This is a genomic window from Acidocella sp., from assembly GCF_028687955.1.
Classification (GTDB): Bacteria; Pseudomonadota; Alphaproteobacteria; order Acetobacterales; family Acetobacteraceae; genus Acidocella.
This window is the reverse complement of the sequence record NZ_JAQTZC010000044.1, coordinates 1-19,060: the sequence shown is the minus strand read 5'-3', so window position 1 is coordinate 19,060 and position 19,060 is coordinate 1. Positions and strand designations below refer to the sequence as shown.

At 63.2% G+C, this 19,060-nt stretch carries 18 protein-coding genes, 1 tRNA gene and 1 pseudogene; 10 read left to right on the top strand and 10 right to left on the bottom strand.

Annotation, left to right across the window (positions count from 1 at the left end):
* Positions 1-68: 68 nt before the first annotated feature.
* From PHE40_RS07340 to xseA, 6 genes are all read right to left on the bottom strand, one after another.
* Complete coding sequence (locus PHE40_RS07340) at positions 69-947, bottom strand: F0F1 ATP synthase subunit gamma (RefSeq protein WP_299960176.1); 879 nt, start codon at positions 945-947, stop codon at positions 69-71.
* A 6-nt stretch (positions 948-953) separates the two neighbouring features.
* Complete coding sequence (gene atpA, locus PHE40_RS07335; protein WP_299960173.1) at positions 954-2,486, bottom strand: F0F1 ATP synthase subunit alpha; 1,533 nt, start codon at positions 2,484-2,486, stop codon at positions 954-956.
* Position 2,487: 1 nt separating this feature from the next.
* Positions 2,488-3,084 carry an ATP synthase F1 subunit delta gene (atpH, locus tag PHE40_RS07330; protein WP_299960170.1) on the bottom strand — a complete coding sequence of 199 codons (597 nt, stop codon included), beginning with the start codon at positions 3,082-3,084 and terminating at the stop codon, positions 2,488-2,490.
* A gap of 99 nt (positions 3,085-3,183) precedes the next feature.
* Positions 3,184-3,747 carry a DUF2889 domain-containing protein gene (locus PHE40_RS07325; protein ID WP_299960167.1) on the bottom strand — a complete coding sequence of 188 codons (564 nt, stop codon included), beginning with the start codon at positions 3,745-3,747 and terminating at the stop codon, positions 3,184-3,186.
* 221 nt (positions 3,748-3,968) lie between these two features.
* Positions 3,969-4,892 carry a Hint domain-containing protein gene (locus PHE40_RS07320; RefSeq protein WP_299960164.1) on the bottom strand — a complete coding sequence of 308 codons (924 nt, stop codon included), beginning with the start codon at positions 4,890-4,892 and terminating at the stop codon, positions 3,969-3,971.
* A gap of 415 nt (positions 4,893-5,307) precedes the next feature.
* On the bottom strand, positions 5,308-6,735 hold the full coding sequence (xseA, locus tag PHE40_RS07315) for an exodeoxyribonuclease VII large subunit (protein ID WP_299960161.1): 1,428 nt from the start codon (positions 6,733-6,735) through the stop codon (positions 5,308-5,310).
* A 48-nt stretch (positions 6,736-6,783) separates the two neighbouring features.
* Here xseA and purD point away from each other — a divergent pair, with 48 nt between their 5' ends.
* Positions 6,784-8,073: a phosphoribosylamine--glycine ligase gene (purD, locus tag PHE40_RS07310; RefSeq protein ID WP_299960159.1), complete on the top strand. Its 1,290-nt coding sequence runs from the start codon at positions 6,784-6,786 to the stop codon at positions 8,071-8,073.
* 8 nt (positions 8,074-8,081) lie between these two features.
* Here the strand turns inward: purD and PHE40_RS07305 are convergent, their stop codons facing one another.
* From PHE40_RS07305 to PHE40_RS07295, 3 genes are read right to left on the bottom strand one after another with little or no spacing between them, the layout of a single operon-like run.
* Positions 8,082-8,846 carry a class I SAM-dependent methyltransferase gene (locus tag PHE40_RS07305; protein ID WP_299960156.1) on the bottom strand — a complete coding sequence of 255 codons (765 nt, stop codon included), beginning with the start codon at positions 8,844-8,846 and terminating at the stop codon, positions 8,082-8,084.
* Entirely contained in the window at positions 8,843-10,081 is a 1,239-nt protein-coding gene (locus PHE40_RS07300; RefSeq protein ID WP_299960153.1) for a rhamnan synthesis F family protein, read from the bottom strand. The genes PHE40_RS07305 and PHE40_RS07300 overlap by 4 nt, the downstream gene beginning before the upstream one ends.
* Positions 10,082-10,140: 59 nt before the next feature.
* A complete protein-coding gene (locus PHE40_RS07295) occupies positions 10,141-11,877 on the bottom strand; it encodes an ABC transporter ATP-binding protein (protein WP_299960150.1) in 1,737 nt (578 codons plus the stop codon).
* A 56-nt stretch (positions 11,878-11,933) separates the two neighbouring features.
* Here PHE40_RS07295 and PHE40_RS07290 point away from each other — a divergent pair, with 56 nt between their 5' ends.
* The gene (locus PHE40_RS07290) at positions 11,934-12,608 is read left to right on the top strand and encodes a tyrosine-protein phosphatase (protein WP_299960147.1); all 675 of its coding nucleotides are present in this window, start codon (positions 11,934-11,936) and stop codon (positions 12,606-12,608) included.
* A 37-nt stretch (positions 12,609-12,645) separates the two neighbouring features.
* Here PHE40_RS07290 and PHE40_RS07285 read toward each other — a convergent pair whose 3' ends face one another.
* Positions 12,646-13,344 carry a pirin family protein gene (locus PHE40_RS07285; protein WP_299960144.1) on the bottom strand — a complete coding sequence of 233 codons (699 nt, stop codon included), beginning with the start codon at positions 13,342-13,344 and terminating at the stop codon, positions 12,646-12,648.
* A 380-nt stretch (positions 13,345-13,724) separates the two neighbouring features.
* Here PHE40_RS07285 and PHE40_RS11030 point away from each other — a divergent pair.
* The 8 genes and pseudogenes from PHE40_RS11030 to PHE40_RS07245 form a co-directional block, all read left to right on the top strand.
* Positions 13,725-13,868 (top strand): annotated as a pseudogene (locus tag PHE40_RS11030) (LysR family transcriptional regulator); the annotation flags it as partial.
* Positions 13,869-14,151: 283 nt separating this feature from the next.
* Positions 14,152-15,318: an acyl-CoA dehydrogenase family protein gene (locus PHE40_RS07275; protein ID WP_299960140.1), complete on the top strand. Its 1,167-nt coding sequence runs from the start codon at positions 14,152-14,154 to the stop codon at positions 15,316-15,318.
* Positions 15,319-15,349: 31 nt separating this feature from the next.
* Entirely contained in the window at positions 15,350-16,255 is a 906-nt protein-coding gene (locus tag PHE40_RS07270; protein ID WP_299960137.1) for a CoA ester lyase, read from the top strand.
* Complete coding sequence (locus PHE40_RS07265) at positions 16,252-16,731, top strand: MaoC family dehydratase (protein ID WP_299960134.1); 480 nt, start codon at positions 16,252-16,254, stop codon at positions 16,729-16,731. Before PHE40_RS07270 ends, PHE40_RS07265 begins: the two co-directional genes overlap by 4 nt.
* A 118-nt stretch (positions 16,732-16,849) precedes the next feature.
* On the top strand, positions 16,850-17,725 hold the full coding sequence (locus tag PHE40_RS07260) for an N-formylglutamate amidohydrolase (protein ID WP_299960132.1): 876 nt from the start codon (positions 16,850-16,852) through the stop codon (positions 17,723-17,725).
* Positions 17,726-18,045: 320 nt separating this feature from the next.
* A tRNA-Ser gene (locus tag PHE40_RS07255) sits at positions 18,046-18,138 on the top strand.
* Positions 18,139-18,415: 277 nt separating this feature from the next.
* Positions 18,416-18,538 carry a hypothetical protein gene (locus PHE40_RS07250; protein ID WP_299960130.1) on the top strand — a complete coding sequence of 41 codons (123 nt, stop codon included), beginning with the start codon at positions 18,416-18,418 and terminating at the stop codon, positions 18,536-18,538.
* A gap of 23 nt (positions 18,539-18,561) precedes the next feature.
* Positions 18,562-18,948 carry a hypothetical protein gene (locus tag PHE40_RS07245; protein WP_299960127.1) on the top strand — a complete coding sequence of 129 codons (387 nt, stop codon included), beginning with the start codon at positions 18,562-18,564 and terminating at the stop codon, positions 18,946-18,948.
* The last annotated feature ends 112 nt before the right edge of the window (positions 18,949-19,060 follow it).

The following is a 19,060-nucleotide window of genomic DNA, read 5'->3' as shown; positions in this document are numbered from 1 at the left end:
ACGTCAACGACGGCGCCCAGGATTTGCGTGACGCGACCAGTGTTATTGCTTGCCATTTTCTCTCTACCTTAAACGGCTTCAGCGCCGGAGATGATCTCGATGAGTTCTTTGGTGATGTTCGCCTGCCTGGCGCGGTTGTAGGTCAGGGACAGTTTTTTGATCATGTCGCCCGCGTTGCGGGTGGCGCTGTCCATGGCCGTCATCTGGCTGGCGTAGAAACCGGCGCTGTTTTCGAGCAGCGCCGCGTAGATTTGGACCGCGAGATTGCGTGGCAGCAGCCGCTCCAGGAGGGTGCCGTCGTCGGGTTCCACCTCGTAGTTCTGCTCCGGGGCGGCGTTGTCGTTCGCGGTGGGGGCGGCGGCCGGGATCAGCGGGGTTTCGGTGACGGTCTGGGTCATCACCGAATGGAAGCGGTTGAACACCAGGGTGCAGACATCGAAAGTTTCATCGCGGAACAGGCCGATGATGGTCTGCGCGATGGCTTCGGCATCGGCGAAGTCGATGGTTTTTTTGCCGACGAAGTTTTTCGTGCCGATGATCTTGCTGTCCAGGTCGCGGCGCAGAGACTCGTTGCCCTTGCGGCCGAGCGTGAAGATTTTCACGGTCTTGCCCTGGGCTTCCAGCGCTTGAACCTGGAGGCGGACGTGCTTGGAGATGTTGCCGTTGAAGGCGCCGGCCAGGCCGCGGTCCGCGGTGATGGCCAGCAGCAGGTGGGTTTTATCCCGCCCGTTGCCGACCAGCAGGGCCGGGGCGTTGGGGTTGGCGGCCTCGGCGGCGGCCAGGGCGCCCATCATCTCGCCCATGCGCTTGGCATAGGGGCGCGAAGCCTCCGCCTGCGCCTGCGCGCGGCGCAGTTTCGCCGCGGCGACCATCTTCATGGCGCTGGTGATTTTTTGCGTCGATTTCACACTGTTAATGCGATTGCGCAGGGTTTTTAAACTGGGCATCGGAAATTATCCAAATGTACGGAGTAAGTTCTCGATGAAGGCGATCAGCTTGGTCTCGGTATCGGGCTTGATCTGCTGGTCGTTGCGGATCGCCTCGATGATGCCCGGTTCGCGGGCTTTCAGCTCGGAGAGCAGATGAGACTCGAACTTGCCGATCGAGGACACCGGCAGATCGTCCATGTAGCCGCGCGTACCGGCGAACACTGAGACCACCTGGTCTTCGACCGGAAGCGGATGGTATTGCGGCTGCTTCAACAGCTCGGTAAGGCGCGCGCCACGGGCGAGCAGCTTCTGGGTCGAGGGGTCGAGATCGGACGAGAACTGCGCGAAGGCCGCCATTTCGCGGTATTGCGCGAGGTCCAGCTTAATTTTGCCGGCGACCTGTTTCATCGCCTTGATCTGCGCGGCGGAGCCAACGCGCGACACCGACAAACCGACGTTAACAGCCGGGCGGATGCCCTTGAAGAACAGCTCGGTCTCCAGGAAGATCTGGCCGTCGGTGATGGAGATCACGTTGGTCGGGATGTAGGCGGAGACGTCGCCGGCCTGGGTCTCGATGACGGGCAGGGCGGTGAGCGAACCGGCGCCCTTGTCGTCCGACATTTTGGCGGCGCGTTCCAGCAGGCGCGAATGCAGGTAGAACACGTCGCCCGGATAGGCTTCGCGGCCCGGCGGACGGCGCAGCAGCAGCGACATCTGGCGGTAGGCGACGGCCTGCTTGGAGAGGTCGTCATAGGCGATCAGCGCGTGCATCGCGTTGTCGCGGAAATATTCGCCCATGGTGCAGCCGGTGTAGGGGGCGAGATACTGCATCGGCGCCGGGTCGGACGCGGTGGCGGCGACGACGATGGAGTATTCCATCACGCCCTGCTCTTCCAGCGTGCGCACCAGCTGCGCCACGGTCGAGCGCTTCTGCCCGATGGCGACATAGATGCAGTAGAGCTTCTTGCTCTCATCCGTGCCGGCGTTGATGGTATTCTGGTTGATGATGGTGTCGATGATGACGGCGGTCTTGCCGGTCTGGCGGTCGCCGATGATCAGCTCGCGCTGGCCGCGGCCGATGGGGATCAGCACGTCGATCGACTTGATGCCGGTCTGCATCGGCTCATGCACCGATTTGCGCGGAATGATGCCCGGCGCCTTGGTCTCGACCAGGCGGCGCTCGGTGGCCGCGATCGGGCCTTTGCCATCGATCGGGTTGCCCAGCGCGTCGACCACGCGGCCCAGCAGGGCCTTGCCGACGGGAACGTCGACGATCTGGCCGGTGCGGGTGACGGTGTCGCCCTCGCGGATCTGGCGGTCATCGCCGAAGATAACGGCGCCGACGTTGTCCTGCTCCAGGTTCAACGCCATGCCCTTGATTCCGGCGGCGGGGAATTCCACCAGCTCGCCGGCCATCACATTGGTCAGGCCGAAGATACGGGCAATGCCGTCACCCACGGAGAGGACCTGACCGGTCTCGGTCACGTTCGATTCGGTGTCGAAATCCGCGATCTGGCGTTTCAGAATCTCGGAGATTTCGGCTGGGCGGATCTCCATGTCAGGCAGCTCCCTTTAGAGAATAATTGAGCCGGTTAAGGCGTGATTTCAGGCTGGTGTCGTAAAGTTTTGCGCCAATTTGGAGCACCATGCCGCCGAGCAGGCTGGCATCGGTGTGCTCAATCAGCTTGATGCTGCCGTAGCCGGCCTCGGTGAGGCGGGCGGTCAGCTGGGTGCGTTGCAGGTCGCTCAGGGCCTGCGCGGAGGTGACGTTGACCACCACCTCGCCGCGCTTGGCGGCGACATAGGCGGCGAATCCGTTGATCAGCGCCGGCAGCTCGGCCAGGCGGCGGTTGGTGATGACCACGTTCACGAAATTGCGGATCATGGGCAGGAAACCCTGCTCGGAGAGGGCTGCGGTCAGCGCCGGGGCGATGCGCGATGCGTCAGTCAGTGGATTGCCGACCAGGTGCTTCAGCTCCGGGGTTTGCGCGATCAGGCTGCCGAGGGCGGCCATCTGGCCGATCGCCTCGCTTAGGATGTTCTGCTCAAAAGCCAAGGCATAGAGCGCAGCCGAGTAGCGCGCGGATAGTCCTGTCTCGCCAGTGCCGGGAATGTCGACCAAATTACAGTGCTCGCCTTGTGTTTTTTGTGGCATGCGGCCCCATGTTACAGGGTCCGGCGGGGCAGTAACATAGGGTTGCGCGGCCAGCAAGGCCGCAATGCCGCCGAAGTGGCAAAGAGTGCATGTGCATGTTCATATGCTGGCCTTCGCGGCCGTCCGCTGCGCCAGGGGGTTGGTTTCGTCATAGGCGAAGCAGGTGTTCAGCAGCGCTGCCTGAATGTCAGAGGCGGGGCGGGTCGCTTTTTCCGCGTTACAGGGGGGGCGGTGTTCACTGATGCTGTACAGGGTCTGGAAGGCCACCGTGGCGATGGGCTGTAGCAGCTCGCGCAGATGCGTGCAGCTGGCGACGCCGCCCAGTTGCTCCATGGCCGCCTTGATGAAACCCTTGCCGAGCTTCATCCCCACCAGGCGGGCGAAGCTGGGGGCGGCGCCGCCGCATACATTATAAGGTGTGGCGTCCATCGAGGCTTCGCAGGCCTGGATGACCATGTGGTGGTCGATGGTTACGCGCACCCACATGTCATGCAGCGCCTCGCCGGCCTGGATGCCGGAGCGGTCCTGGTTGCCCCAGCTGTAGGTTTTGGCGTCAAGGATATGCGCCTCGATATCCACCAGCCCGTCCGCGCGCTCATAGCCGCGGAGCTGAATATCGCGCTGATGCAGCAGTTTGCGGGGGGTGGCGCGGCTGAGGGGCATGGTTCACCTTTCTGGAGCGGGCCTGTCTGGCGGGAAATTTGGGGGCGGCCCTTATATAAAGGATGGGGAAAGACAAAAGCCAGCCCCCGCGTTTACGGATTGGCCAGAGGGGCGGCAAGCTTGAATTTGCGCCGCCGCGGGGCGGCGGATTGATCTTTCCGCATGAAAAAACCCCCGCCGGTGACCGGCGGGGGCTTTCAGGGCATGAGGCCGAAGCGTTTTTAAGCCGCGGTGGCGATTTGTGCGCCGGATAGGGCCGTTGCACGTTCGGCCAGATAGGCGCGGGTTTTCGCCGGAATCTGACGTACGGCCTTGGCGCGCGCCAGGTCCATCTCGGTGATGGCGCTGGCGTCAGCCAGAGTCTCGTGCTCGGCCCAGTTGTCAAACGCCATGCGGTCGACGTTGTCGACAAAGGTTTCCGCCGGGGTGTTCTCTGCCAGGATCAGCGAATGGTCCGCCAGCTCCACATGATGGTAGGTGAAGGTGGTGGGCACCTTGGTTTCGCGGAAGATGGACACACCATTAACCAGGGCGGCGGCCTGGATCAGCACGCCATCGACCAGCAGGGCGTGGTCCGGGGATACCAGCAGGTCACGCGCGGGAACGCCCTCGGCCAGCGCGCCGGCCTTGATGTGGATCGGCAACACGCGCAGCGGATCGGCAAAGGAGGTGGAAACCGTCTGGCGGCCCATCCAGCGCACCGGCGCGGATTTACCATCGGCGGTCAGCACCAGATCACCGGCTTGCAGAGTCTCCACGGCTTTTTCGCCGTCCGGCGTGGCGATCATCGTGCCGGGGTAGAAACAGATTACGTCGTAGGTGGTGGGGGTGGGAGAAGACGGCAAGGACCCGCTGAGCGTGTAGATGTTGGTTGAGGAGTTGTTGTAGATCGTAAGACTGGATCCGGGCAAGTTCAGGTTGCCGGTGGTATCGCCCGCCGCGACGGTATAGACCCAGGCGGCTCCGTTATAAATTGCGTGACCGCCGTTGCTTAGCAAAAAATAGTCACCGTTGGCGGGGGTATACCCGCTGCCGTTCAGTTTCAGGGTGAGGGATACCGTATCACCGGCGGATAATTGGTCAACGCCGTTAACTAGTGTACCGCCGGTTTCGGTCCAGGTAATCTGTTGTATATGAGTTGCCATGAGCGAACCTCCGTGACGTGGCATGCGCGGCCACAGGAAAATAAAAAAATCAAAGGCGGGAAGCGGAGTCATCCGCACCGGTAGAATCAGCTATGTCAGATTTCGATATTGGGAGTCAACGAGATTGCTACCGGTATGAATTTGTAATTATACCAGCCCGCCAAGAGCTTGACTCTCTGGGTTTGGTGGCGGGCTGGTATAAGCTCTTGATTTTGCGCGCGGCCGCCCCACCAGCCCCGCGCGCATACCAGTCAGCCTTAAGGCTGACTGGTATGCGTTGATAAATAACCGCAAACTTTGAAAACAAGCAGCTTGCTCACGACAATGTGATAGTTGTGGTTGCACAAATTTAGCGGGATGATTTTGGATAAGATTCGCGTAAATGGCTTCTGGGCGGCAATCCGGCGCGCCGCCGTTATAACCCCAGGTCCAGCTGCGCGGTTTTGGCGGCGGCCTTCGCCGCGATGTCGCCGTCGGCGAATTTGATGGTCAGCGCCGCGCCGGGAGATACCTGGGCGGCGCTGGAGATGGGCGCGCCCTTGGTGTTGGTGACCAGTGCGAAGCCGCGCGCCAGCACGGCGGCGTAGGAGACGGTCTCCAGCCGGGCGGATAAGTTTTCCAGCCGCAGGCGGGATTCGCGCAAATGTCCGGGCAGAGGGGCGCCGAGCCGTTGCGCCAGCAGGGCGGCGGCGTTTTGGCGGGTGCGCAGCTGGTTGGGCAGGGCGGCGGCGAGGCGTTGGTCCAGCAAGGCCACCGCGTTGCGGCCGCGCGCCAGCAGCTCGCGCGGGTGAACCAGCCGGGCGGCTAGGCGCTCCAGCCCGGTGCGGCGGAGGTTGAAAAAATTGGGCAGTGCCAGGGTGAGGCGCTCGCCACGGTCGTCCAACCGCTGGCGGGCGGCGCCGAGGATGTTGGGCAGGTCTGGCAGTTTGGCGCCGGCGCGGTCCAGCAGCAGGCGCGCCTGGGCGGTGATGCGCGCCAGGGCGCCGGTGAGCCGGGCGGATTTCTGGGCGAGGTCGGCCAGGAGTTCGAGCCGGGCGGGGATCGCCATTTCAGCCGCCGCCGTGGGGGTGGGGGCGCGGCGGTCGGAGACGAAGTCGATCAGGGTTGTGTCGGTCTCGTGGCCCACGGCGGAGATGAGCGGGATGGTGCAGGCGGCGGCGGCGCGCACCACGAGTTCGTCGTTGAAGGCCATCAGGTCTTCCAGGCTGCCGCCGCCGCGCGCGACGATCAGCACGTCTGGCCGGGGGACCGGGCCATTTGCGGGGAGGTTGGAGAAGCCGTTGATGGCGGCGGCGATTTTTTCGGCCGCGCCCTCGCCCTGCACCGGCACGGGCCAGAGCAGGAGCGGGCGGGGAAAGCGCCGGGCGATGGTTGTTTTAATGTCCTGCAACACCGCGCCCTGGGGCGAGGTGACAAGGCCGATGACGGCGGGGAGCATGGGCAGCGGGCGTTTGCGCTCGAACAGACCTTCCGTCGCCAGCTTCACCTTCAGAGCCTCGATGCGCGCGAGCAGCGCCCCGGCCCCGGCATATTCCAGCCGCTCGACGATGAGCTGGTATTCAGAGCGTTCCGGGTAGGAGGTGATGCGCCCGGTGGCGATGACCTCGACGCCGTTTTCGGCCCTGAGGCCAACGCGTGAGACGCTGCCCTTCCAGATGATGGCGCGGATTTTGGCGCTTTCATCCTTCAGCGCGAAATATTGGTGGCCGGAGGCGTAGGCCTTGAATTCGGTGATCTCGCCGCGCACGCGCACCCGGCCAAAAGCCCCTTCCAGGGTTTTTTTTACCGCTCCCGCGAGTTCGGAGACGGAGAATTCGGGGGTGTTTGCCAGGAGGTCGCTCATGGGCGGAGACTATGATAGAGCGCGCGGCGTTAACAGAGGGGGTTTGGCATGCGGGTATTGATCATCGGGTCCGGCGGGCGGGAACATGCGCTGGCCCGCACGATTGCGGCGAGCCCGCTGTTGAGCAAGCTGTATGTTGCTCCGGGCAACCCTGGCACGGCGGCGTGCGCGCAGAATGTGCCGCTGCGGGGGAGCGACATCGCCGGGCTGGTGGCCTTTGCGGTGGAAGAGAAGATCGACCTCGTGATCCCTGGGCCGGAGGCGCCGCTGGTGGCGGGCATTGCCGATGCGCTGGCGGCGGCGGGCATTGCCTGCTGCGGGCCGCGCGCGGCGGCGGCGCAGCTTGAGGGCAGCAAGGAATTCACCAAGGAAATCGCCGATGCGGCGGGCATCCCCACCGCCGCCTGGGCCAGCTTCACCCATGCCGGGGAGGCGCATGAGTATATCGAGGCCGTGGGCGCGCCCATTGTCATCAAGGCGGATGGGCTGGCGGCGGGTAAGGGGGTGGTGGTGGCGGCCACGCCCGAGGCGGCGCATGAGGCGGTGACCGCGATCATGGAAGACAAGGTGCACGGCGCGGCCGGGGCCAAGGTGGTGATCGAGCAATGTCTGGTGGGCGAGGAGATTTCCGTTTTTGCTTTGTGCGACGGGCTGGATGCGCTCTATTTGGGGGTTGCCGCCGACCATAAGCGCGTGGGCGAGGGCGACACCGGGCCGAACACCGGGGGGATGGGCGCGATCTCGCCGCCGCCCTGGGCGCCGCCTGCGGTGATCGAGGCGGCGATGGCGCGCGTGATCCGCCCGGCGCTGGCCGAGATGGTGAAGCGGGGGATGCCGTTCCGGGGGTTTTTGTTCGCCGGGCTGATGGTGGAGCATGACGGGCCGAAGCTGATCGAGTTCAACGTGCGCTTTGGTGACCCGGAGTGCGAGACGCTGCTGCCGCTGCTGGATTCGGATTTGCTGCCAGCACTGGCGGCGGCGGCCGGGGGCGGGCTGAAAAATGTGGAATTGCGCTGGAAGAACGCTGCCTCGGCCACTGTGGTGATGTGTTCCAAGGGTTACCCCGGCGCCTATGCCACCGGCGGCGAAATTTATGGGCTGGAGGAAGCCGAGGCGCTGGCGGGGGTGAATGTGTTCCACGCCGGGACGATGGCGGACCAGGGCGGGATTCTGGCCAATGGCGGGCGCGTGCTGGCGGTGAACGCGGTGGGGGATGATCTGGCGCAGGCCGTGGCGCGCGCCTATGCGGCGGTGGATACCATTGAGTGGGATGACGGTTTTTGCCGCCGCGACATCGGACGGCGGGCGATATTCGCGGCGGCGTTTAGCAAGGGGTGAGGTGGGGGTTATGTGGATGTAATCCAGCTATAAGCCGCATCCCATTCGACAAGCGGGAGTTTTTCCAGATTGTCGCAGAAATAGGCAAATTGTTGCTGGCGTAGTTCGCCGGTCATGTCGTGCAGGGTCGCGCTTTCGTGCAGTTTGCGGAAAACGCCAACGCCATGATCGATTTTGAGCACCTTGAAGTCGACGCCTTCGCTCTGCGCCAGTTCGAAGGCGACTTTCCACACGTCGCCCGTCCAATCGCCTTGCAGGCGGGGGACGTGGTGTTCCAGCCAGTTTCTGGGCAACATGTCATGCAGCGCGACCCAGCCGTTATGTTTGAGATGGCTTAGCGCATTGATGACATCGTTGCGTACCTGCTCGTAGGTGTGCAGGCCGTCGATGAATATGACATCGAAGAGCGTTTTGTTTTCTGCGAAGAATGCGTCGGAGGTTGCGCGTATGGTGCCGCCTGCTTCGGGGTCTACGCCGACTTTGTGGCGCACGGGCACGGAATCGAACAGCGCATTGGAGGCGCAACCGATTTCCAGATAGGCTGGGTCGTGATTTTTGGTGAGTAGCAGATTTACAAGGGCGATGCGGTTGTAATTGGTCGCTTTCCAATCCCAGTTGAAACGCCGGGACTCAGCGTGATGGCTCCAGTCCTTGAGCGGGGCGAAGGAGAGCGCATCTGGCTTGGGAGGCTTTTTGCCGCCCAGTGCGCGGCGGAGATTGCGAAAAAATCGGCTGCCCGAGGTTTGCGCGGCTGGTTCTGTCGTGCTGGTCATTTTTCCACTCCGTTTGATGGGCCATGGTTGGTACATGTAGCTAGGGGTTGTGTGAAGACGGTGGGCTCGCAATCTTCGGCCAGGGCTGCGGCCTGGAACCCAGCGGCGCGGGCGGCGTGGTTGAAGAGACGTTCGATGGCATGCTCAATGGCGCCATCCTCGAGAGGGGTTTGTGCGGGATTGAAGCTCTGCGTAAGGTGCAGGCGGCGCAGTGGCGCCAGGGCTTGGGGCCGTACCCAGAACATTGTGCCTGCGAAGAAATCCATCGCGTTATCACAAAGGGGACTGCCCATGCGTGCGGCGAGTGCCGTGGCGGTGGCGCGATTTTTACCAAGCAGGTTACGCGGGGCGGTGGGTGTCGAGGAAAGAAGAAAGCGCCCGGGTCCGGCGATGCCGCATTGGGGGTTGTCCGTAAACAGCGCGATTACCGTTTGTAGTTGGGTGTCTGTTGCGAGCAGGTCCAGGAAGCTGGCGCGGCGCCAAATGTCACCAAAGGCGGCGATCCGCCCGTGGCCAATGGATTTTTTACCGTGAATTTTGCAGATGAGGTCAAAGCTATCAAAGCAGCCGGACTCTAGGAGCAGTAGGAAAGGGCGGACATCGCGGCCGAGATTTTCGACGACACGGAGCACGCTGCCGGGAAAGGCGGCCTCTACATCCTGTGCCAGGGCGGAGTTTTGTTGTGTTATAGTAATGAATAGGGTGAAATGGTGGCGCCAGCGAGCGAGCAGGGTTTCAATCTCGGGCCATAGATCTGTGTAGTAGAGATGAAGCGCCACGGCGATGCGCGGACTGGCTTGCAGGGGAATGGCGGGCGCTCTCTGTGTTCTGGCGGGCCAGCCTGTAATGAGTTCGGGATGCGCGCGCAGTAGTTCGCTGTCAGGCGCGGTTTGGTGCGCGCGGGTGGTGCGGACTTGGCGGCAATAGGCTTTGTAGTGGTGTTTTGGTCCGGCGGGGAAAATTTCCAGCTGGTCAAAATCCAGCACGCCTGCCTTTAGCCCCTTGTTGCGGCGACGCAGGCGGGCGCGCAACGTACCGGCCCAGCCTGCCCGTTGAAGGGTGGCGTCGTCTGGGTTGTGGCTGATTGTCGTGCCGGTGGTGCCCGCAATGAGAAAAAAGGGGAGGTTGCCTGCCAGGGGCAGAAGGCAGTTGCGTTCCGCAATGCCTGGTTGAGCCATCGTGAAGGGCAGATAGCCGCGCGCCCGCGCTGGGCCGAGGGGGTGCAGCAAATACACGGCGCGGCGCCGCAGGGGATGCGGGCGGGTTTGATTGGCTGGTACTGGGCGCAAATGTGTTACGCCAGGGCCTGCGCCTGGACCAGCCGGGAAAATGCGCCGCCCGCGGCCAGGAGTCCAGCATGGGTGCCTTGCTCGATGGCCTGGCCGTCGGCCATGACCACGATGAGGTCGGCGTCGCGCACGGTGGAAAGCCGGTGGGCGACGACGATGGTGGTGCGCCCGGCGCGCAGATGCGCCAGCGCCGCCTGGACGGCGGCTTCGCTTGCGGTGTCCAGCGCGCTGGTGGCTTCATCGAGCAGGAGGATGCGCGGGTTGCGCAAAATGGCCCGCGCGATGGCGACGCGCTGGCGCTGGCCGCCGGAGAGCCGCTGACCGTTGACGCCGACGCGGGTTTTGAAGCCTTCGGGCATTTCCTGCACGAAGGTGCAGGCGGCGGCGGCGGCGGCGGCGTGGACCTCTTCGGGCGTGGCATCGGGGCGGCCGAGCAGGATGTTGGTGTAGATTGTATCGTCAAACAGCAGCGAATCCTGGCCGACATAGGCGATGGCGTCGCGCAGGGAGTGCAGGGTGACGCTGGTGATTTCAGCGCCGTCGAGACGGATATGCCCGCTGGTTGGGGTGTAGAGCCGGGGGATGAGTGCCAGTGCCGTGGATTTGCCTGCCCCCGAGGAGCCGACCAGCGCCAGCATTTTTCCGGGCGCGGCGGTGAAGGAGAGGTCTTTCAGGCCGGGGCGGCCATCGGGGTAGGTGAAGGCGACATGCTCGAACGCCAGCGCGCCGGCGCCGGGGGGCAGCGGCACGGCGCCGGGGGCATCGGCGATGGCGGCTGGTTCATCGATGATGGCGAACACGCGCACCATGCCCGCGAGGCCCTCCTGGACGGCGGCGTTCATGGTTCCCAGCGCGCGCAAGGGGCGGCTGGCGATGAGCAGGGCGGAGATGAAGCCCATGAAATTGCCCACGCCGCTGCCGCCGGTGGCGTTGCGCCAGCCCTCGAAGCCGATGACCATGGCCACGGCGAGCCCGCCTAGGACTTCGAGCATCGGGTCCAGACGGGAGCGGATCTGGGTCATGCGCAGGAGGGAGCGGTAGAGCTGGTCGAAGGTTTTATTGGCGCGTTTCTGCTCGTGCGCCTCCAGACCGTAGGCGCGCACGGTGCGGGCCTGGGCGAAGCTCTCGTTGAGCACGGCGGCGGTGTGGCCCATCTGGTCTTGCATGCCATCGGAGGCGTGGCGCATGCGCTTGCCGATTTTTTGCACAGGGATGCCGGCCAGCGGGTAGAGCGCGGCGGCGATGAGGCTGAGCTTCCAGTCGATCACGATCATGGTGACGACCAGGCCAACCACGGTGGCGGCATCGGCGATGGCGTTGACGGCGCGGGTCATCGCGTCGCGGATGACGGTGGCATCGGTGGTGAAGCGGGCGGCGAGCTGGGCCGGGGCCTCGCGCTCCACGCTCGCGAGGGCGGCGTTGGAGAGGTGGCGGAACATGCCGGTTTGCAGCCGGCGGATGACCAGGAGGACGACATCCTGGGTTAGCACTGCCTGAAAATACATCGACAGGCCCTTGATGGTGGTGACGATGAGCACCAGCACCGGCACCTGGTAGAGGATGCGCGGGTCTTTGTGGGAGAACATGTCGAAGGCCCATTTGATCAGCGCCGGGTAGGCCGCCGTGGTTCCCGACATCACCAGCGTGGCCGCGGCGATGAGGACAATGCGGCCGCGGTAGTGGCGCACATGCTCGCGCCAGAGGCGATAGACGAGGGAGGCGGTGGATTTCTGCTGGGTCATGGTGCTGGGGTTAAGCATATTTTGGCTCTGCCACAAATCAGGCTAGGGATGTAGGTATGGACACGATTTATAGAGGCGATCTCTCCACTAAGGCCGGCCGGCGCAATGCGTGGGTTGACGCGCTGTTCATTGATCATGCGGTGCTGCGCATCCTGTGGACCAATTTCGCGGTGGTGAAGCCGGGGCGGCTGTATCGCTCCAACCACCCGACGCCGGGCAATCTGGCGGCGTTCACGCGCAAGACGGGGCTGCGAAGCCTCATTAACCTGCGCGGGCGGGCGGAAAATGGCTCGGATGCGCTCTCACGCGAGGCGGCGGCGCGGCTGGGGCTGGATTTTTATGATATGGCCATGGAGTCACGCGGGGCGCCGCATAAGGACCGGATTTTGCGGCTGGCGGAGATTTACCAGACCATGCGTGGCCCGGCGCTGGTGCATTGCAAATCCGGCGCGGACCGCGCGGGGCTGGCGGCGGGGCTGTTCGTGGTCATCGAGGGCGGCACCGCGGCGCAGGCGCTTAAGCAGCTCTCGCTGCGCTTTGGGCATATCAAGCAGTCCAACACGGGGATACTGGACGCATTTTTTCTCACCTATCAGCGCGACGGCGAGGCGAAGGGCAAGAGTTTTCTGGACTGGGTGCGCGAGGATTATTCCGAGGATGAGCTGCGCGCGCATTTCAGGGCCAACTCGCTGGCTGGATTTGTCAACGACAAAATGCTGAGGCGCGAATAATCTCCGCGCCGCGCCCAAAAGGTGGCGGCGGGTGGTGTCAGTCGACATCCACGAGGACGATCTCGGTGCCGGTTAAAGCGGTGACGCGCAGGATCCCGGTATCGCTGATCGCGGCGCCGTCGCGGGCATTCACGGTCACGCCCTCGATTTCCACAGCGCCAGTGGCCGGCACCAGATATGCGTGACGTTCGCGCCCAAGGGCATAGTCAGCGGTTTCGCCGGCGCGCAGCGTGGCGCCGAGGAGGCGCGCGTTGGCGTGGATTTTCAGGGCGTCTGTATCCTGGGGAAAGCCCGAGGCCAGCGTGACAAACCGCCCGGCGCGCTCACCTTTGGGAAAAGGCTGCGCGCTCCAGCTGGGCTGGTGCCCCCGGCTGCCGGGCAGGATCCAGATCTGGAAAATCTGGGTTGCTTCTTTCTCCAGATTGTACTCGCTGTGCGTGATGCCGGTTCCCGCGGACATAACCTGCACGTCTCCGGCTTCTGTGCGGCCGGCATTGCCCAGATGGTCCTGATGCGTGATGGCGCCTTTGCGGACGTAGGTGATGATTTCCATGTTTTTATGCGGATGTGGCGGGAAGCCCGTGCCAGGCGCGATGGTGTCGTCGTTCCAGACCCGCAAGGCACCCCACCCCATACGCTGGGGGTCATGATATTCGGCAAAGGAGAAATGGTGCTTGGCGTCGAGCCAGCCATGGTTAGCACCGCCGAGGCTTTTGAAAGGACGAAGTTCAATCATCGCGAATCTCCATCGGGCATCCGGCCCGTGTCTGGAGCTGAAATAGGGTAAAGCCGCTGGCGATTAAATAGAGATGATGGAAACAGATTGGTTCCAGAAACTTGCCTGTGTGGCGCGGGCCAGCAACACGGCAGGCGCGCAAAACGTAAATTGTGTTGAGATGAGGTGGCGCTTTTGGTGTTATACCAGCCAGCCAAGAGCGTGACTCTCTGGGTTTGGTGGCGGGCTGGTATAAGCTTCTGATTTTGCGCGCGGCCGCCCCACCAGCCCCGCGCGCATACCAGTCAGCCTTAAGGCTGACTGGTATTAAATTAGAAACAATACGAACGAATCGGTTCAATAATTTTATGATGAAGCTGCCTGACCTCGAAGCATGAGCGATTTTTGCGAAGGTTGCCCAGACGGGTTCCTTTGCCCGCGCGGCCGAGGAGCTGGGACTCTCCAAGCCGACCGTCTCCAAGGCGATTACCCGGCTGGAACAGCGTTTGGGGGCGGCGATTTCAGCATCCCAGAGACGGCGAGTTCAGCGTGCCGGTGAAAGGGCGCTTGCGCCGGTTTTTGTCATTCTTATTACGCCCCCCGGGGGGTTTTGCGGCTTGCGATGGTTAAAGTGCTGCTTGATTATCTCGCGGGATGTTTTGTGGCGGCGCTTGGCGGGTAGACTGACTCCTGACGCCGCATGGACAGTCGCCGGGATTGACATTCGAAACGATGGAATAGTGTATGGAATAGTGTGGGTATATCTGAACAGACCATGGTGCGGGCGCCATCGTTCCGGGTGCGTCCAGAGGAAGGGGGAAGGAGACCATGGATTTCGAGATCAGCAGGGCGCAGCAGGAGCTGGTGGACGCGATCGCCGCCTTGTGCGGCCGGTTCGATGATCGCTACTGGCTGACCCGCGATACCGAGGGCGGGTTCCCCGAGGAATTCTATCGCGCGGTCGCCGACGCCGGCTGGCTCGGGATCGCGATGCCGGAGGAATACGGCGGTGCCGGCCTTGGCATCACCGAAGCGGCGTTGATGATGCAGACGATCGCGGAATCGGGCGGCGCGATGGCGGCCGCTTCCGCGGTGCATATGAACATCTTTGGCCTCAACCCGGTGGTGGTGTTCGGCACGCCCGAGCAGAAGCAGCGGATGCTGCCGCCCCTGATCAAAGGGGAGGCCAAGGCATGCTTCGCCGTCACCGAGCCGGATGCGGGGTTGAACACCACTATGCTGACCACCAAGGCGGTGCGCGATGGCAACCGCTATGTGATCTCGGGCCGGAAGATCTGGATCTCCACTGCCCAGGTCGCCGACTACATGCTGATCCTCGCACGCACGACCCCCGCGGATGCGGTACGCAAGCCCACTGAAGGGCTCAGCCTGTTCTACACCAAGCTCGACCGCAGCCGCATCGAGGTGCGCGAGATCGAGAAGATGGGCCGCAAGGCGGTCGATTCGAACCAGCTGTTTATCGACGGACTGGAAGTCCCGGAGGAGGACCGGATCGGCGAGGAAGGCAAGGGGTTCCACTACATCCTGCACGGGTTGAATCCGGAGCGCGTGTTGGTCGGCGCCGAGGCGGTGGGCATCGGGCGGGCCGCCCTGTTTCGCGCCGCGCGCTATGCGCGTGAGCGCGTCGTGTTCGGCCGGCCGATCGGCCAGAACCAAGCGATCCAGCATCCGCTGGCGAACTGCTGGGCCAGCCTCGAGGCGGCGCGGCTGATGGTCTATCGCGCCTGCGCATTGTACGATGGGGGACGTCCCTGCGGGCCGGAGGCGAACGCGGCCAAGCTGCTCGCGGCGCAGGCCGCAGTCGAGACGTGCGAGATCGCCCAGCTCACCCATGGCGGCTACGGCTATGCCAAAGAGTTCCACATCGAGCGGCTGCTGCGCGAGGCCTTGCTGGTGCGCATAGCTCCGATCACGCCGCACTTGATCCTGTCGAACATCGCGGAAAAAGTGCTGGGGCTGCCGAAATCCTACTGATGTCGCCACCGCCGCGCACAGGAGTCCGCCCGTGAAGCCGATCCGCTCATTCCTTTTCGTCCCCGCGATCCGCGAATCCTGGATCGACAAGGTGCCCGGCTACGGTGCCGACGCGGTGATCCTCGACCTCGAGGACAGCGTCCCCGAGGACGCGAAGGCGCAGGCGCGGGAGATCGCGCGCGGGCGGATCGGCCCGTTGGCCCGCGCCGGGCAGCGCGTCCATGTGCGGATCAACCGCAGCCCGTTCCTGTACAGTTTCGAGGACATCCTCGCCGTGGTGAGCGAGGGGCTGGAAGGCATCGTGCTGCCCAAGCCGGAGGGACCGGAGGACATCGACACGGTCTCCGCCATGCTGGCCGAGGCGGAACTGCGGAACGGCCGCCCGATCGGCGGCACGCTGCTGGTGGCCACCCTGGAATCGGCGCGCTCGATCCAGTTCGCCTACGAGATCGCGCGCCGCGAGCGGGTGGGCATGATTGCCGGGGTTAGCGCCCGGAACGGCGATGTCCAGCGGTCGGTCGGCTACCAATGGACGCCCGAGGGGATGGAATCGCTGCACCTGAAATCAGCCACGGTGATCGCCGCCCGCGCGGCCGGCAAGCTGCCGCTCGGCGGCCTGTGGCAGGACATCCGCGATCTGGAGGGCCTGCGTCGCGCCGCCCGCAAGCACCGGGAACTCGGCTTCGCCGGCGAATTCGTGTTGCACCCGAGCAACGTGCCGGCGGTGAACGAGGCATATAGCCCGTCGGTTGAGGAGCTCGCCTATTATGAAGGCATGGTTCGCGCTTACGACGAGGCCGTGCGCGCCGGGCGCGGCGCCATCATCTACCAGGGCGAGCACATCGACCTGGCGCATGTACGCACCGCGCGGGAGATCCTCGCCCTGGCGCGCGGAACCACCCAGACATCGGACCACGTGACAGGAGCCGGCCGATGATCCACCCGCCGCCGCAGGGAAAATACTTCGAGGAACTGACGCCGGGGGACATCTTCCGCCACGCGATCACCCGCACCGTCACCGACGCGGACAACATGCTGTTCTGCGCGCTGACACATAATCCGCAGCCGCTGCACCTCGATGAGGAGTTCGCGCGTGGGACCATGTTCGGCTCGCGGATCGTCAACAGCATCTATACTCTGGGTCTGATCGTCGGCGTCGGGGTGAACGAGCTGACTCTGGGCACCACCCTTGGCAATCTCGGTTTTGGCGAGGTGACGTTTCCGAAGCCGGTCCGCATCGGCGACACGCTCCGCGCCGAGACCGAGGTGATCAGCCGGCGCGAATCGAAATCGCGGCCGGGCACCGGGATCGTCGAGTTCGAGACCCGCGGCTACAACCAGCATGATGAGCTGGTTGCTCGGGCGCGGCGCCAGGCGTTGATGCGCTGCCGCCCCAGGGAGGTGGACCCATGACCTCGCACGCGCCCGCTGCGGCAGGTCAACGATGGGCGCGAAATCCTCTCGCCCGAGGGTAACCTTCTATTCACTTGCTCAGCCGTAAGCTAGCTGGTTGAATGCGCCATGACCCTAAATGAGTGAAAACCTCCCATTTTCTCTGCTGCACCCGCTCAAGCAGAGCGTGCCGGTGGTGCTGACCTCGGCGCATTCCGGTCGCTGTTACGGGGCTGATTTTCTGGCTGTCTCGCAGCTGGACGCGATGACGCTTCGCCGCAGCGAGGACAGTTTTGTCGATGAATTGTTCGCCGCCGGGCCGGGGCTGGGTGTGCCGCTGCTGGCCGCCGAGTTTCCGCGCGCTTGGTGTGATGCGAATCGCGAGGCGTGGGAGCTGGACCCGGCGATGTTCGAGGATGAGCTGCCGGATTTTGTGGATACCAAAAGCCCGCGCGTGCGGGCCGGGCTGGGCACAATTGCGCGCGTGGTGGGCAATGGCGAGCCGATATACGCGGCCAAATTGCGGTTTGCGGAGGCGCGGGTGCGGATTGATGAGTGTTGGCGGCCGTTCCACGCGGCGTTGGGCGGGTTGATCGCGCAGACGCAAGCCCGGTTTGGCTCCTGTCTGGTGATTGACTGCCACTCAATGCCCAGCCAGGCGGGGCGGCAGGCGGGAAGGGCGGATGTTGTGCTGGGCGACGCCTACGGCAATGCGTGCTTGCCGGCGTGGATGACGTTTTTTGAAGCCAGTTTTGCCGGGATGGGTCTCCGGGTGCGCCGTAACGACCCTTATGCCGGAGGGTACATCACCCGCCATTACGGGCGCCCGCGTGAAGGGGTGCAGGTGGTTCAGGTGGAGGTGGCGCGCGGGCTATACATGAACGAGCGGCATTTTACCCGCAGCGCGCAGTTTGAGGCGACGCAACGGCGGATGTCGGAGTTTCTGGCCGCCGTGGTGGAGGCGAGTGCAGTTTGGGGAATGGAGGGTCCCGCGACGCGCACCGCTGCGGAATAGACGTTGAATAAAAAAAGGCGGCGCCGAAGCGCCGCCAAGTTTAGGGAGGAAACGTCCAAGAAACAGGAGAGCAAGCTCATCCTGTAACTTCTTATTAGACGGGACTTTCTGGCAATGCAAGAAAAATTTTGCACTGCAACAAAAATTGTGTTTAAAATTTTGTTAATTTAATAAAAATCAAATGGTTATGGTTGTGCGACAGCACGCGAGGTGGGAGGAATTTTGGAGAATTCCATGAAGCCCGGCATGGGAGGCTTTACCTTGCTCCCCTTGCACCTTATGAGGCAATTGCGCGGTACCGCGTTGCGGCGATGCGATGCGGAGGGGTGGCCGAGAGGCTGAAGGCGGCGGTTTGCTAAACCGTTATACGCTGTCAAGGCGTATCGTGGGTTCGAATCCCATCCCCTCCGCCAGCTAGGTTAATACACTGAAATAATATAGGTTTTTTGCTTCCGGCGCCGATGACGTGATGGCATTCAGAGGAATTCTAACGAATAAGCTGGATAAATTTGGACAAATTTAGCCAAGTTGCGGGTTATGGCAAAAAAGCAGATAATTTCCCCTGGTATTGATCGTCATGGAGATTCCTGCCTGTTCGCATTTCAAGGAGGGGATAAAAATCAATGAAAGCTCTCGCCCCCTGGAACGAGAACAGCAGCACCCAACGGTACGGGACATTATGTGGAGGGCGTGGGTTACGCCGCGATTGAGTTGATCCTGAACGGGCAGCTCGCGGTGTGGCTGCTGCTGCCGCCGCCGCTGTTTGTGGCCAAGCTGGCGGCGATGATGGGCGGCGGCACCGGTTCGGGATGACCGCCGTGACCATGATATTTGAGATGCCGCGTGATGATCGCGTTGCCGGCGTCATGCGCCTTAACCCCAGCATGCGCCGCGGCCTGGCGCAGACGGATATTGGCCTGACGCTGAGTGATGCCGCCGGGCTGAAATTCACCATCGTGCGTGACACTACCATGGTATTCGACGTTATTCGCTGTATCTGGACGAAGGATGCGGTGCTGGCCGTGGTGGTTGGCGGGCGCGGTGCGCCACGTGGGACTGACGTACTCGGGATTATCGGCAAGGAGCATGTGGCGGACTCGGTTGCCGCGAAAAACGAAGCGCAGGACAGGAAAGAACTCATCCGATGGTCCGTCCAGGAAATCCGGCGCCTCGCCCTGAAGCTCGCGCAATGGCAACTCCCCGTCGAGCGCATCCACAAATGATCGATATTCAGGCGAAGTCATCAAGCCATAGCCAGACGTGCTCACCTTATACCAGCCCGCCAAGAGCTTGACTCTCTGGGTTTGGTGGCGGGCTGGTATAAGCTCTTGATTA

Bases quoted from the DNA above. Each gene is read 5' to 3' on its own strand.
- PHE40_RS07340 (WP_299960176.1), bottom strand. From the start codon at position 947: ATGCCCAGTTTAAAAACCCTGCGCAATCGCATTAACAGTGTGAAATCG.
- atpA (WP_299960173.1), bottom strand. From the start codon at position 2,486: ATGGAGATCCGCCCAGCCGAAATCTCCGAGATTCTGAAACGCCAGATC.
- atpH (WP_299960170.1), bottom strand. From the start codon at position 3,084: ATGCCACAAAAAACACAAGGCGAGCACTGTAATTTGGTCGACATTCCC.
- PHE40_RS07325 (WP_299960167.1), bottom strand. From the start codon at position 3,747: ATGCCCCTCAGCCGCGCCACCCCCCGCAAACTGCTGCATCAGCGCGAT.
- PHE40_RS07320 (WP_299960164.1), bottom strand. From the start codon at position 4,892: ATGGCAACTCATATACAACAGATTACCTGGACCGAAACCGGCGGTACA.
- xseA (WP_299960161.1), bottom strand. From the start codon at position 6,735: ATGAGCGACCTCCTGGCAAACACCCCCGAATTCTCCGTCTCCGAACTC.
- purD (WP_299960159.1), top strand. From the start codon at position 6,784: ATGCGGGTATTGATCATCGGGTCCGGCGGGCGGGAACATGCGCTGGCC.
- PHE40_RS07305 (WP_299960156.1), bottom strand. From the start codon at position 8,846: ATGACCAGCACGACAGAACCAGCCGCGCAAACCTCGGGCAGCCGATTT.
- PHE40_RS07295 (WP_299960150.1), bottom strand. From the start codon at position 11,877: ATGACCCAGCAGAAATCCACCGCCTCCCTCGTCTATCGCCTCTGGCGC.
- PHE40_RS07290 (WP_299960147.1), top strand. From the start codon at position 11,934: ATGGACACGATTTATAGAGGCGATCTCTCCACTAAGGCCGGCCGGCGC.
- PHE40_RS07285 (WP_299960144.1), bottom strand. From the start codon at position 13,344: ATGATTGAACTTCGTCCTTTCAAAAGCCTCGGCGGTGCTAACCATGGC.
- PHE40_RS07275 (WP_299960140.1), top strand. From the start codon at position 14,152: ATGGATTTCGAGATCAGCAGGGCGCAGCAGGAGCTGGTGGACGCGATC.
- PHE40_RS07265 (WP_299960134.1), top strand. From the start codon at position 16,252: ATGATCCACCCGCCGCCGCAGGGAAAATACTTCGAGGAACTGACGCCG.
- PHE40_RS07260 (WP_299960132.1), top strand. From the start codon at position 16,850: ATGAGTGAAAACCTCCCATTTTCTCTGCTGCACCCGCTCAAGCAGAGC.
- PHE40_RS07245 (WP_299960127.1), top strand. From the start codon at position 18,562: ATGCCGCGTGATGATCGCGTTGCCGGCGTCATGCGCCTTAACCCCAGC.